Origin of the sequence: Sulfitobacter sp. S190 (genome assembly GCF_025141935.1) — a bacterium.
Classification (GTDB): Bacteria; Pseudomonadota; Alphaproteobacteria; order Rhodobacterales; family Rhodobacteraceae; genus Sulfitobacter.
The window spans coordinates 298,294-310,768 of the sequence record NZ_CP081120.1 but is presented as its reverse complement, the minus strand read 5'-3'; the positions used below and the strand labels follow the sequence as shown (position 1 = coordinate 310,768).

Annotated in this window: 15 protein-coding genes; 6 read left to right on the top strand and 9 right to left on the bottom strand. The window is 59.0% G+C overall.

What is annotated here, in order from left to right:
- The first annotated feature begins 132 nt into the window (after positions 1–132).
- A complete protein-coding gene (locus K3756_RS01535; RefSeq protein ID WP_259990237.1) occupies positions 133–1,758 on the top strand; it encodes an FMN-binding glutamate synthase family protein in 1,626 nt (541 codons plus the stop codon).
- Here K3756_RS01535 and K3756_RS01530 read toward each other — a convergent pair whose 3' ends face one another.
- Positions 1,759–2,604 (bottom strand): hypothetical protein, encoded by an 846-nt coding sequence (locus K3756_RS01530; protein ID WP_259990235.1) that lies wholly within the window; start codon positions 2,602–2,604, stop codon positions 1,759–1,761.
- A gap of 91 nt (positions 2,605–2,695) precedes the next feature.
- Entirely contained in the window at positions 2,696–4,072 is a 1,377-nt protein-coding gene (gene gabT / locus K3756_RS01525; RefSeq protein WP_259990233.1) for a 4-aminobutyrate--2-oxoglutarate transaminase, read from the bottom strand.
- Between the two features lie 191 nt (positions 4,073–4,263).
- Between gabT and K3756_RS01520 the strand changes: the two genes are divergently transcribed.
- On the top strand, positions 4,264–4,812 hold the full coding sequence (locus K3756_RS01520; RefSeq protein ID WP_259990231.1) for a cupin domain-containing protein: 549 nt from the start codon (positions 4,264–4,266) through the stop codon (positions 4,810–4,812).
- A 43-nt stretch (positions 4,813–4,855) separates the two neighbouring features.
- Here K3756_RS01520 and K3756_RS01515 read toward each other — a convergent pair whose 3' ends face one another.
- The 4 genes from K3756_RS01515 to K3756_RS01500 form a co-directional block, all read right to left on the bottom strand.
- Positions 4,856–5,041, bottom strand: coding sequence for a hypothetical protein (locus K3756_RS01515; RefSeq protein WP_259990229.1), 186 nt, complete (start codon positions 5,039–5,041; stop codon positions 4,856–4,858).
- A 219-nt stretch (positions 5,042–5,260) separates the two neighbouring features.
- Entirely contained in the window at positions 5,261–6,835 is a 1,575-nt protein-coding gene (locus K3756_RS01510) for a sensor histidine kinase (protein ID WP_259990227.1), read from the bottom strand.
- Positions 6,836–6,984: 149 nt separating this feature from the next.
- On the bottom strand, positions 6,985–7,542 hold the full coding sequence (locus tag K3756_RS01505; protein WP_259990225.1) for an RNA polymerase sigma factor: 558 nt from the start codon (positions 7,540–7,542) through the stop codon (positions 6,985–6,987).
- The gene (locus K3756_RS01500; RefSeq protein WP_259990224.1) at positions 7,542–7,697 is read right to left on the bottom strand and encodes a NepR family anti-sigma factor; all 156 of its coding nucleotides are present in this window, start codon (positions 7,695–7,697) and stop codon (positions 7,542–7,544) included. The genes K3756_RS01505 and K3756_RS01500 overlap by 1 nt, the downstream gene beginning before the upstream one ends.
- Before the next feature lie 108 nt (positions 7,698–7,805).
- On the opposite strand from K3756_RS01500, the gene K3756_RS01495 reads away from it, so the two are divergent.
- From K3756_RS01495 to K3756_RS01485, 3 genes are all read left to right on the top strand, one after another.
- Entirely contained in the window at positions 7,806–8,615 is an 810-nt protein-coding gene (locus K3756_RS01495) for a response regulator (RefSeq protein ID WP_259990222.1), read from the top strand.
- 146 nt (positions 8,616–8,761) lie between these two features.
- A complete protein-coding gene (locus K3756_RS01490) occupies positions 8,762–9,076 on the top strand; it encodes a DUF883 C-terminal domain-containing protein (protein WP_259990219.1) in 315 nt (104 codons plus the stop codon).
- A 1-nt stretch (position 9,077) separates the two neighbouring features.
- On the top strand, positions 9,078–9,425 hold the full coding sequence (locus K3756_RS01485; protein ID WP_259990217.1) for a hypothetical protein: 348 nt from the start codon (positions 9,078–9,080) through the stop codon (positions 9,423–9,425).
- Here the strand turns inward: K3756_RS01485 and K3756_RS01480 are convergent.
- On the bottom strand, positions 9,385–9,771 hold the full coding sequence (locus K3756_RS01480; RefSeq protein WP_259990216.1) for a hypothetical protein: 387 nt from the start codon (positions 9,769–9,771) through the stop codon (positions 9,385–9,387). The two genes, K3756_RS01485 and K3756_RS01480, sit on opposite strands and share 41 nt — an antisense overlap.
- A gap of 67 nt (positions 9,772–9,838) precedes the next feature.
- Here K3756_RS01480 and K3756_RS01475 point away from each other — a divergent pair, with 67 nt between their 5' ends.
- Positions 9,839–10,567 (top strand): Crp/Fnr family transcriptional regulator, encoded by a 729-nt coding sequence (locus K3756_RS01475; RefSeq protein WP_259990214.1) that lies wholly within the window; start codon positions 9,839–9,841, stop codon positions 10,565–10,567.
- Positions 10,568–10,570: 3 nt separating this feature from the next.
- Here K3756_RS01475 and K3756_RS01470 read toward each other — a convergent pair whose 3' ends face one another.
- Together K3756_RS01470 and K3756_RS01465 are read right to left on the bottom strand one after the other, a co-directional pair.
- On the bottom strand, positions 10,571–11,530 hold the full coding sequence (locus K3756_RS01470; protein WP_259990211.1) for a YihY/virulence factor BrkB family protein: 960 nt from the start codon (positions 11,528–11,530) through the stop codon (positions 10,571–10,573).
- A gap of 18 nt (positions 11,531–11,548) precedes the next feature.
- Complete coding sequence (locus K3756_RS01465; RefSeq protein WP_259990209.1) at positions 11,549–12,397, bottom strand: formate/nitrite transporter family protein; 849 nt, start codon at positions 12,395–12,397, stop codon at positions 11,549–11,551.
- Positions 12,398–12,475 lie beyond the last annotated feature (78 nt).

Sequence of the window (12,475 nt, the reverse complement as noted above, 5' to 3'; positions counted from 1 at the left end):
ATATGCGAGACACACTCAGCCATAAGTTGTTTGGTGAAAATGAACGTTACGTGAGCAAGGTTGCATCAAGGCCGCGAAAAACGCTCTACTGCGCTAAACACTGGCCGGACGAATAAAGGTGGCGGACTTACCATGACCCAACTCTCGGAACTCAAACGCTTCACCGTTTTCGGCTCGGTGGTGATTCTCACGGTCCTGTCTCTACTTGCGGCGCTGATCTGGTCGGCATGGTTCCTTCTGGCATTCGTGGTCTTCGGCGCGCTCAGCCTTCTGGGCTGGCACGACGTGCGCCAGCCACAGCACTCGATCCTGCGCAATTATCCGGTGCTGGGCCACATGCGCTTCCTGTTCGAAGGCATCCGGCCCGAAATCCGCCAATACCTCATCGAAAATGACCAGGACGAAGAACCGTTCAGCCGCGACGCGCGCAGCCTTGTGTACCAGCGGGCCAAGGGTCAGGAAGACGCCCGCCCGTTCGGCACCCGCCAGCGTGTCTACGACGCGGGCTATAGCTGGGTGACCCATTCGGTGCAGCCAAAGCACATCGACGACAGTGATTTCCGCATCACGATCGGCAATGACCAGTGCAAACAGCCTTATCTTTCCTCGATCTACAACATCTCTGCCATGAGCTTCGGGTCGCTCTCCGCCCAGGCCATTCTGGCCCTGAACAAGGGCGCAAAGCTTGGGGGTTTTGCCCATGACACCGGTGAGGGATCGGTCAGCCGCTATCACAAGGAAGGCGGCGGCGATCTTATTTATCAGGTGGCGTCGGGATATTTCGGGGCGCGCGCATCCGACGGCAGCTTTGATCCCGACAAATACGCCAAGACCGCGTCGCTGCCGCAGATCAAGATGATCGAGCTTAAACTCAGCCAGGGCGCGAAACCCGGTCACGGCGGCATGCTGCCTGCGTCCAAGATCACCGAGGAAATCGCCGAAGCCCGCGGCATCCCCATGGGCGAGGACTGCGTCTCTCCCGCGGCGCATTCCGCGTTTTCCACACCTCTGGAAATGATGCATTTCCTGAAACAACTGCGCGACCTGTCGGGCGGCAAACCTGTGGGCTTCAAACTGTGTATCGGTCACCAGCGCGAATTCATGTGCATGGTCAAAGCCATGCTCGAGACCGACATCATCCCCGACTTTATAGTGGTCGACGGAGCCGAAGGCGGCACCGGTGCCGCGCCCCTCGAATTTGCGAACCACGTCGGCATGCCGATGGTCGAAGGGCTGACCTTTGTGCACAACACCCTGCGCGGGGCGGGCATCCGCGACCGGATCAAGATCGGGGCCGCAGGCAAGATCGTATCGGCCTTTGACATCGCCCGCGCCCTTTCGCTGGGTGCGGACTGGTGCAATTCGGCGCGCGGCTTCATGTTTGCCGTGGGCTGCATTCAGGCACAGGCCTGCCACACGAACCACTGCCCGGTCGGCGTCGCGACACAGGACCCGATCCGCGCGCGCGCGCTGGACCCCGAACACAAATCCCAACGTGTCGCCCGCTTCCACCGCAACACGCTCGAAGCGCTGGGCGAAATGACCGGGGCCGCCGGTCTGACCGCACCGTGTGATTTCTTGCCACACCACCTGATGCAGCGCCAATCGGACAGGTCGATGGTGCAGGGCAATCAGGCATTCCCGTATTTGCCCGAAGGGTTCCTGACCGATCCTGATGCGGCCGATCACATGGGGTACAAAGAACGCTGGAGCCGCGCCAGCGCAGACAGCTTTACCCCGCCCGAAATCGTATTCTGATCAGGACGGGCAGCCCCAAACATCGAAGAGCGCAAGCACGACTGCACCGGCATCCGCCGGCGCACCGCGACTGACCTTCCCGCCTGCGACACAAAACAGCTGTGGCTGGTCGCGTTGCGGCATCTGCGCCTCCCTTGCGTATCCCACGATCCCCGTGCCGATGATTTCGTATGTCTCTGATGCGATTGGGCCGGATGCAAAGCCCGCGACCAGCGCAAAGGCGATATCGTCCGCAAACAAACCCGTCGACAACACATTGGCGCGGATACTGTCAGCACCCGCGGCACCGATCACGGTCCAGTATCCTGTCTTGGATGGGACCGCCGCCAATCCGGTGATGGCCGTCTGACCGATGCGGATCGGACCGACCCCATCCTCTGGCAAATTGGGGTGTCCGCCCGTCATCGCGATCGCCGGATCGTTCAGGGGGATCAAGCGGCTGATAACGCCATGGCGCTCGCGCCATTGCCCGGCCACCGCGATCCACTGTCCCTCTGCCACGCCATCCGCGCCAGGCCCCCGAAAACCGCTCCCCATCACCGAAATCCCGGTATCTTTGGCGATCTGTACCGGACCCACAGCAAGGAACTGCCGCACAACGCGCGTCGCCGAAAACCTGTCGCCGTCGAACTCTGCCTCGATCTGCAGGACATCTCCGACACGCAACGCGCCGTCGCCGCCGATAAAGCTGACCACGGGGACATCTTCGGCCAAAAGTATTTCCTGACCGTTCACCATCAACGGATCAACCTGCGTCACCGGCCCGAGAAAGCCGACCCGTACAGGGGCATCAGCCCACAAAGCCGCAGGCAACATTGCGCAAATCAGGAAAAGCAGCGTTCGCATTGGGCCAGTGTTTCAGACAGCGCCACCGGGGCAAAGCAAAAAGGCGCAGGAGAAATCCCGCGCCCTTTCGTCGTCTCGTTTGCGGCGTGGCCTATTCGGCGACGGCTGCCGCCAGCGCCTCTTCAAAGATCGCCAGACCTTCCTCGAGGATCTCGTCAGAGGCCGTCAGCGGCACCATCACGCGAATTGCGTTGCCGTGCATCCCGCAAGACAACAACAACAGACCCCGCTTGAGCGCATGCGCAATGACCCGTTTAGTCAGGGCACCATCGGGGGCCGCGCTGTCGAAATCGGTGACAAGCTCGACCGCAACCATCGCGCCGACACCGCGGATATCCCACATGCGGAAAGGTGCCGCGCGGGCGCCGATCTCGGCAAACCGCGCCTTGAGCTTGTCGCCCATCGCCGTGGACCGCGCCAGAAGGCCCTCGTGCTCGATCGCATCGATCGCGGCAAGCGCCGCGGCGCAGGCGACGGGATTGCCGCCGTAGGTGCCGCCCAAGCCACCGGGCTCCATCGCATCCATGATATCGGCCCGACCGATGACGCCCGCCAGCGGATAACCACCCGCCATGGATTTCGCGACGGTGATCAGATCAGGCGTGACGCCGGAATGCTCGACCGCAAACCATGTGCCCGTGCGGCCAAAGCCCGCCTGCACTTCGTCCGCAATCAGCAGAATGCCGTGTTCGTCGCAGATTGCCCGCAGTGCTACCATCATTTCGGTCGGTACGGGGATATATCCGCCTTCGCCCAGCACCGGTTCGATGATGATGGCGGCAACACGCTCCGGCTGCGCATCGGTCAGGAACAGGTTCTTCAGACCGGTCAGCGCGTCATCCACGGTAATCCCGTCACGCACCGACGGGAACGGGGCGCGGAAGATATCCGACGGGAACGGGCCCACGTCTTTCTTGTAGGGGCTGATTTTGCCGGTCATGCCCAATGTCAGCAGTGTCCGGCCGTGGTAGCCGCCGGTAAAGGCGATCACACCGGGACGACCCGTCGCCGCGCGGGCGATCTTGACCGCGTTTTCCACCGCTTCCGCGCCCGTGGTCACCAGCAATGTCTTCTTTGGCGCATGCCCGGGGGCCAGCGCGTTCAGCCGTTCGGCCAACTCGATATAAGGCGCGTAGGGCACGACCTGGAAAGAGGTGTGCGTATACAGATCTTCCTGCGCCTTTGCTGCGGCAACGACGGACGGATGACGGTGACCTGTGTTCAACACACCGATGCCACCGACGAAATCGATGTAGCGGTTGCCGTCCACGTCCCACAACTCCGCGTTTTCTGCATGCGCAGCATACACCGGCGCCGCCGATGCCACACCGCGCGGCACGGCCGCATCACGGCGCGCAACCAGATCCGCATTCGAGTATGTTTTCGGCTCCACAGGGGCGACGATCGCGATCTGTGGTTTCTTCTTGGCTGCGGTCTTACGGGTGCCGCGTTTTGCAGTGCTGGCCATATCAACAATCCTATCAGAAGAGGCAACGCGCAAAATCCCGCGTTTAAAATAGCCTTTATGATGTTTAATTTAATTGTCAATCGTGATTGTGTTGGCGCTTGAATATTCCGGTTTGCGGTGGTCTCTTTGCGCTGACAACCGCTGCCTGTATGGCTGCGGTCCGCACGCAACCCAGACGACAGGATACCTCCTTGGATATTGGACACCGGCTGAAAACGATCCGCGTTGAACGTGGGCTGTCACAGCGTGAATTGGCACAGCGGGCTGGCCTGACCAACGGCACGATCTCCTTGATCGAAACCGATAAAACCAGCCCCTCCGTGGCGTCGTTGAAATCCCTGCTCGACGCGATCCCGATCTCGATGGCAGAATTCTTCACCCCGATTGAGGAAACTGGCGCAAAGGTGTTCTACCGCGCTGACGAATTCACCGAACTGGCCCCTCAAGGGCCCGGGCAGGTCTCATTGCGGCAATTGGGCAACGCGCGCGAGCACAGCCTTCAGGTGCTGCACGAATCCTATCCGCCCGGTGCTGATACCGGCCCCGAGCTTTTGTCACACGAAGGCGAAGAAGCGGGCATTATCACGCGCGGAGAAATTGAGATTACAGTCGGGGACGACGTGGCCGTGCTGGGCGCGGGCGAGGGCTATCTCTTCGATAGCCGCCTGCCACACAGGTTTCGCAACATCGGCCGTGAAGAGTGCGAGATCGTATCGGCACTGACACCTCCATCCTTCTGAATTCAAAACCCCCGCGGCACGCCGCGGGGGTTTCAATTTGTATTCAGCGATGATGATCTGACGATCCGGTCATCTCCCTGTCAGAACTTCTTTTCTTGTGCGCCATACGATTGTGGCGCGATGTTGTTTGTTGTTGGCCTGTCCGGCCACGAGAAGTGGTCATCGCAACGATAACCACCGCGACCATCGTCAGGATCATGAGGCCGCCGATAAACATATCTGTCGTCATTGAAGCCTCCTTTTCCCGAGCGTTCATCAACACAACAGGAAAAATCGGGACTAAGTTCCATAAAAACAGGGAGTTTCTTGCGACAAAACAACGCGTTAACGGTTGAGTGTTTCGCGAAATTCCGCACCCTAAAGGAGAGAAAGCAAGAATCTCAGTGTCTTGCAATAGACCCTAGGGGCCCGACTTCAGGTCAAAAAAAATTCAAAAAGTTAATGAAGATCAGTAGTCATAGACCTGTTTTTCCACCGACGGCACCGGAAAGCGCAGGCTGAGGACGTGCACACCGTCGTCATCGCGGGTGCTCAATTCGCCGTTCAATTGCCGCGCAAAGGCAAGGATCAGCCGCGAACCCAGCCCGGTCCCCCCCTCGGGTGGCTCGCCACCGCTGGTGTTCACCACCCGCAGTTCCGCCTCCTCCGGACCGACGTATTTCAAGCTGACCGAGATATTCGATGTATGGCCTTCGCCCTGCGGGACGTACTTCAACGCATTCGTAACCGCTTCGGACACCAGCAACGTCAGCGGGGCTGCATCATCGGGTCCGACCATGATATCGTCGTAATCCTCTGTAACCTGCACGCCGGACGACTGCGACAGCCCCACCGCCAGATTGCGCGCCACGATCTCCTTGAGCAGCGCACCCCCGTCCACACGGGTCATCTCGTTATCCTGGTAGAGGTTCTTGTGCACGGTCGCGAGGCTGAGAATACGGTCCTGCAGCCGTTGCAGGACCATCCTGTTGGCCTCGGTCGGGGCCTGCCGGATCTGCATGTTCATGATCGACGAAATCAGCTGCAGGTTATTCTTCACCCTGTGATGCACTTCTTTCAGCAGGATGTTCTTCTGCCGCAGATTATCTTCGGACCGCGCCTCATCCTGCAGGATCGAATCCGCCATTCCGAGGAATGACTGTTCCATCGCGACGATCTCGTGGGGGACGCGTTCGCCAAGCGGGTGGCGGGGCAGCGTGCGGTTCAGCGCAAAGTGCCGCATCTGCCGGCCGAGTTTGCGGATATGGGTGATCGCCAGCCGGTGCAGCGCCCAGAACGCCACAACAAGGCTGGCCAGCCACATCAACACCGGCAGCAGCGATGAAATCCGGCCGCTAAAATCCGTCTCCAGAAACGGCGTATCGATGGGCCAGATGCTCATCGCGAAAACCTTGCCGGGGATAAGCGGGACAATGGCATAGACGCGCGGCGTGCCTTCCGCGTTGGGCACCTCGAACACCTGACGATTTTCGCCTGTCAGCTGCTTGAGCGTGTAATCGCGGGGCAACTGGGGCGTCACCCGCGTCTGGTCCGCCCCGGACGACAGTATCTTGCCCTCGTCGCTGAAGGTGATCACCGCCACCGGATCGTGGTCCAAGGGCACGGGTTCAAGCGCGTTCAGGTTAGCTTGCGCGATCGACAAGACGACATAGCCGACCATCACGTCGTTCTCGAATACCGGCACATTCACCAGCACCACCGCTTCCCGGCTGATGGGCCCGAGCGGGTTGGTCGATACACTGCGCGCTGGCGTGTCCATCGAAGCGCCGAAACCGCTGTAGGTCGAAAAGTCGAAAACCGCATCGTGCGAAGAGCATGACATCAGCCCGTCGCGACCGATGAACCCGACCAGACGGTACCGGCCCGATCCCTCCATATACGTGCGCATGAAGGACGAACATGTTTCAGGGTCGGTCCGCACCAGTTTCACGATCGACGCAAGCGCCTGCCCCGCGCCGAACGCTTCTTGCAATATGGTCCGTTCCGTCGCGACCGCCTGTTCCGTCACCGCGATCAATGACAATTCGGCGGAAACCTCGCTTTGCTCTGCAATCTCCCGGGTCTGTACGAATGCAATCAATCCGATAGGAAGCAATGCGAGCGACAGAAAAAGGAGGACCCGGAATGCGAGCCCTCCAAATAGCCCGGAATTCAGAAAACCGGACGTCATGCTTAGAAAGAGGAAACTTTGGAGGCGGAGATCACCGACATCGTCGCGTCGTCGGTCAATTCCATCGCCTCGTCATCCCTCAGACCCATCAATTCAGCCAACTGCGCTCTCGCTCTGTTGGTGCGGCTCTTGATCGTGCCGACCGCGACGCCACACATTTCTGCCGCTTCCTCATACGAAAAACCCGATGCGCCGATCAACAGCAATGCTTCGCGCTGCTCGTCTTTCAGCTTGGCCAGTGCGACACGGAAATCCTGCATTTGCAGGTGACCATCGTGCGCCGGTTTCTCGGCAAGGTTATCCGTAAATACCCCATCGACATCCGCCACCTCGCGGTTCGATTTGCGGCGCGACGAATAGTATGTGTTGCGCAAAATGGTGAAAAGCCAGGCACGCATGTTGGTGCCAACCTCGAACTTTTCGATATTTGTCCACGCCTTGACCAGCGTGTCCTGCACCATGTCATCGGCAATCGCGCCATTGCGCGTCAAGCTGATGGCAAAAGCCCGCATCGCGGGCAGGTGATCGACGAGTTCATCGCGCGGATCGCGCGCTGCCATCAGTCCGGCTCCCTTTGCGTGTCCTGCTGCTTCAGCTGATCCAGAAGATCTTTGAAACGGTCGGGAATGCCTTCATCGAGTGCCTCATTGTACACGCGCTTGAGGTTCTCATCGATGACACCTCCGCCCGTCTTCTTCTGCCCTTGCTCTGTCATATACCCTCAGACCGTGCAAAAATTACGAAATAGTGGATCCAACTTGGAACCAAACTTAAGGAACGGTGTTAAAGTTCCAAAGAAAGATGAAAAAAGGGACGTGCCTCGATGGCTGACGACACAACGAAACCTGGCTCCAGCGAAGATATCGGCAATCACATCCCGTATCTGCGCCGCTACGCACGCGCGCTCACCGGAAGCCAGGCAAGCGGCGACGCATTCGCGGCCGCGGCACTCGAAGCGATCCTGACCGACCGCAGTGTTCTGGATGGAACGGATACAAAGACCGGTTTGTTCCGTGTCCTTTACGGAATTTGGGCTAGCGCCGGTGCGCCGATCGAAGATGGTGAAGAAGGCGCGCGCGCCAAAGCGCAGAAACACCTCGCCAAGTTGACTAACAACAGCCGCGAAGCGTTGCTGCTGCACACGATCGAGGGCTTTTCCTACGGCGATATCGGCACGATCATCGATGTCGAGGCGAACGAGGCCGAAGAGCTCGTTAACATCGCGCGGCAGGAAATGGCGGACAGCGTCATGGGCTCCGTGATGATCATCGAAGACGAAGCGATCATCGCGATGGACATCGAATCCATCGTGGCCGAGATGGGTCACCGCGTGACAGGCATCGCCCGCACCCGCGATGAAGCCGTCGAACTCGGCAAAGCCGACCAACCGGATCTGATCCTTGCCGACATCCAATTGGCTGACAATTCGTCGGGCATCGATGCGGTCAATGACCTTCTGACGGAGCTGGGCCTGCGGCCGGTCATCTTCATCACCGCGTTCCCCGAGCGTTTGCTGACCGGTGACAAACCGGAACCGGCGTTCCTGATTTCCAAACCCTACACGGTGGATCAGGTCGTCTCCGCCGTGTCGCAGGCGATGTTCTTTTCGTCCACGGAAACCCTGCACGCGTAACAGCTTAGACATGACAGACACAGGCCTCGCCCCTACCCCGGGCGGGGCTTTTTCGTATGTCATCGCTTATATTCGTGGCAAGGACGGAACAAAACTCGGGCCAAGGCGTTGGCACAGCAATAGTCGCTCTAAAAGGAGACATGGCAATGGCAAATTCATCCGTCAACGGGACAAAGAACAAAGACGTGAACGTCGAGGACCTCTCGTTGCAAATCCAGGTGCTTAAAGATGACATCGCGTCGTTGACCGACACGATCTCGAGCTTTGGCGCCGCCAAAAAGGACGAAGCCGCCGCCGCTGCGAAGGCAAAAGCGGCTGAGATCAAGGATGCAGGCTTTGCCCGCGCGGCCGAAATGCAGGACCAGACAGAGGAATTCATCCGCACCCAACCGGCAACGGCGCTGAGCCTGGCCGCGGGCTTTGGGTTTCTGGTCGGTTTGGTCATAACAAACCGCCGCTGATATGCTGGATCATTTCGTCACCCGCATCGAACACGGCGTATCAGACGCGGCCAGTGCCGCAGCCATCGGGCTGGGCGCGGGGATCGCGCTTGCCGTAGGTGTGGCCTTCTGGACTGTCGCGGGCTGGATGCTGCTGGTCCGGTTGGCTGATCCGCTGATCGCAGCCGTCGTCATGGGCGCGCTCTACACCGGGGCGGGGCTTATCGCGCTGGCCATCATGTCAATGAGACGGCGGCGCAAGAAACGCATCAAACAAGACATGCGCGCGACGCATTCTCCCGGCGGGGTGCAGGGATTGCTCACCGCGTTCATGACTGGAATGACGGCAGGTTCCCAATCACGGTCTTGATTGCATCCAACAGCATTGCGGTGCTGAACGGGCGCACGACAACCGTGCAGGGGAAATTCACGTCCAACGCGAGGTCCGACGCATCGGTGATCATGATGGCAACGACGTCTCCCTTGCTCTTCTCGAGCTTTCCGGAAGCGGCAACGATTTCCTCGGGCAATGCCGAAATGATGACGGCTTTTTCGCCAAGCGTGGTAGCCAGTACCGCACTCAGACTTTCAAGATCGTTGAGCATGACAACCCGCGTATCCGCGAAGTTATCGCTCAGCAGTTCGCTGATATCGGAGAGAACAAAATGATCTTGCTCAAAGACGAGAAAAGACGGGGAGCTGTTATCCTGTTTCATGGGGCAGTCTTTACGAAGCACAGCCTCGCTCTGCTATAAACTGTGACATACCGATAGGGCCTTTTTGATGACGACACAGTGTAAATATTGCCCCCTGAACCGCAAAGAGGCGTTTCTCCGCCTATCAGCCGATGAGGTTGAATATATGCAGCGGTTCAAGGTGGGCGAATTGGCCGTTGATCCGGGCACGCCGATCCTCATGCAGGGGTCGAATGCGCCGCAGCTTTTTACCGCTTTGTCTGGCATGGGCATCCGCGAAAGACACCTCAAGGATGGCCGCAAACAGGTCATCAACTTCGTGTTTCCCGGCGATTTCATTGGGCTGCAAGCCGGGCTTTTGGGTGAAATGGGCCACTCGGTCGAGGCGCGAACCCAGATGCGTCTGTGCGTTTTCAACCGCTCGGAATTCTGGAGCTTTTTCAAAAATCACCCCGAACGCGCATTCGACATCACGTGGCTCGCGGCGATGGAGGAACACTTCCTCGGAGAAACCCTCGCGACAGTAGGCCAGCGCACCGCGATGCAGGCCGTCTCCTGGGCGATGGTGAAAATCTTCCAGCGTGGCGAAAGCCTGAACATGGTGCACAACAACACGATGGAACTGCCCTATACGCAGCGCGATGTGGCAGACGCTCTTGGCCTGTCGCTGGTGCATACCAACAAAACCCTCAGCAAACTGAAAGACCGCCAACTCGCCAGCTGGTCAGACCGCATTCTTCAGATCAATGATCTTGAGGCGCTGGCCGATATTGCGGTGACCGAACTCAAAACCGCCCGCCGCCGCCCGTTGATGTAGCGGTTATTGCGCGTCGCGCGCCACGTCTTCGGGATCGGGGAACTTTTTGGCCTCGTCCGACGACATCTGGTCAAACGGATTCTTTTCCTGCGGCAAGGCATAGAAATGCCGCTCAATCTGCGCGTTAACGACCGCCCCCAGCAAAATCAAGAAACTGCTGATCCACAGCCAGACCAACATCGCGATCACCGCGCCGATTGAGCCATATACCTGGTTATAATTGCCGAAATTCGCGGCATAGAACGAAAACAGGATCGACAGAAGCGCCCAGCTGATCACCGAAAAAACAACGCCGGGGCGCAGCACGCGGCGATGCAGTTTTCCGCGATTGGGGCCAAATCGGTACAGCACGGTAACCCCCGCCAGAAGCACCGAAATCGCGATCCCCCAGCGCAGCAGTTCGACCAGTATCGTACCGACCCAGCCGAGCGGAAAGAACGCCAGAACCACCGGCGCCACCACCAGCGTCAACAATGACACAATGCCAACACCCACAAGCGCCACAGTCAGCAAAATGGCCCGCACGTAATGCGACGCGGTCGCGCGGTTGGGCTCCTTATAGACAGCGTTCAAACCGGTCATCATCGCCGCAACACCGGCCCGCGCGGACCATACCGCCGCCAGCAGTGAAACTAGTCCGGCGACACCCAGTTTGTCCGGACTGGTTGTAACCAATGACACAATCTGCGTGTTGAAAATTTCGTAGACTTCGCGCGGTAGCAACCCGCGCATATCCTCAAGCTGCGCCACCACCACGGCCGGGTTCGAGATCAGGCTCATCACGGCGATCAGGGCCGCAAGCGCCGGAAACAGCGACAGCATCGCAAAGAACGCCACGCCCGCCGAAATCAGCGCGAGATTCGAATCAGAAATTTGCGTCACCCCGCCCTTGAGCGAGATCCAGATCAACGCGAACGTGCTCTCGTGCTTTGGTTCGGGTGCAGACGGCGCCGTTTCGGTCATCGCGCCGTCAACATTGCGCTATTTCGATTCTTCGATGTCATCGCGTACCTGTCCCCAAGCCACCAGCGTGAAGATAAGCGTACCGCCAATGATGTTGCCTGTCAGTACGGGAATGAAGAAGCCGAATAGCGCGTCATATGCCCCCAATTGCCCGCTCAGGATCAGGATCGCCATCTCGACGGACCCTGCAACGATGTGGGTGAAATCACCCGCGGCAATCAGCCACGTGAACGTCAGGATCAGGAAAAACGCCGCCTCCGCTGCCTGCGGCAGCATCCACACGATTAGCGCCACGATGATGCCCGCGGGGATCGCACGGCTGAACCCTTCGAGCGGCGGCATGCCAGTGGCGTGCTCGGACAATTCAAAGATCGCGGGCATCAGTTCGGGCGGCAGCGCGGGCGTAAAGACATAAAGCGCCGCGATCGCGAACGCGCCGACAACATTGGCGAACAGTACGATCCCCCACAGCCGCAGCATGCAACCAACGGCATTGAGCGTTCGTTCCTGCATGATGGGCAGGACCGTGGTGATGGTGTTTTCGGTAAAGAGCTGCATCCGCCCCATGATCACGGCGAGAAAGCCCAATGAATAGCCAAGGTTCTCGATCAGATACCGCGATGGCGTTTCCGGCAGGTAGGTTCGGAAAATCGCCTCGCCCAGCACCGACAGGCTGATCAGGATACCGGCCGCGATACCCGACCAGAACAACGACCGTTTGGAGCGGCTCAACTCCTCCTCGCCTTCGCGGCGAATGACTTCGTAAATCAGCTTGGGCGAAAGCGCCGTTGCATCGGAGACTGTCTTGTCCTCTTCCTCCTGCTCGGCGGTTTTCTTGTAGTGGTGCGGTGTGATCAACGGTGACATGGCAATGCTCTTTTCTGACTTCCCGTGCGACATAGCCCGCTTTCGCACAAAACCCAGCGGCCAGCGTATGTGCAGCGG

Coding starts and splice junctions, on each gene's coding strand:
- K3756_RS01535 (WP_259990237.1), top strand. CDS start 133: ATGACCCAACTCTCGGAACTCAAACGCTTCACCGTTTTCGGCTCGGTG.
- K3756_RS01530 (WP_259990235.1), bottom strand. CDS start 2,604: ATGCGAACGCTGCTTTTCCTGATTTGCGCAATGTTGCCTGCGGCTTTG.
- gabT (WP_259990233.1), bottom strand. CDS start 4,072: ATGGCCAGCACTGCAAAACGCGGCACCCGTAAGACCGCAGCCAAGAAG.
- K3756_RS01515 (WP_259990229.1), bottom strand. CDS start 5,041: ATGACGACAGATATGTTTATCGGCGGCCTCATGATCCTGACGATGGTC.
- K3756_RS01505 (WP_259990225.1), bottom strand. CDS start 7,542: ATGGCAGCGCGCGATCCGCGCGATGAACTCGTCGATCACCTGCCCGCG.
- K3756_RS01500 (WP_259990224.1), bottom strand. CDS start 7,697: ATGACAGAGCAAGGGCAGAAGAAGACGGGCGGAGGTGTCATCGATGAG.
- K3756_RS01495 (WP_259990222.1), top strand. CDS start 7,806: ATGGCTGACGACACAACGAAACCTGGCTCCAGCGAAGATATCGGCAAT.
- K3756_RS01490 (WP_259990219.1), top strand. CDS start 8,762: ATGGCAAATTCATCCGTCAACGGGACAAAGAACAAAGACGTGAACGTC.
- K3756_RS01485 (WP_259990217.1), top strand. CDS start 9,078: ATGCTGGATCATTTCGTCACCCGCATCGAACACGGCGTATCAGACGCG.
- K3756_RS01480 (WP_259990216.1), bottom strand. CDS start 9,771: ATGAAACAGGATAACAGCTCCCCGTCTTTTCTCGTCTTTGAGCAAGAT.
- K3756_RS01475 (WP_259990214.1), top strand. CDS start 9,839: ATGACGACACAGTGTAAATATTGCCCCCTGAACCGCAAAGAGGCGTTT.
- K3756_RS01470 (WP_259990211.1), bottom strand. CDS start 11,530: ATGACCGAAACGGCGCCGTCTGCACCCGAACCAAAGCACGAGAGCACG.
- K3756_RS01465 (WP_259990209.1), bottom strand. CDS start 12,397: ATGTCACCGTTGATCACACCGCACCACTACAAGAAAACCGCCGAGCAG.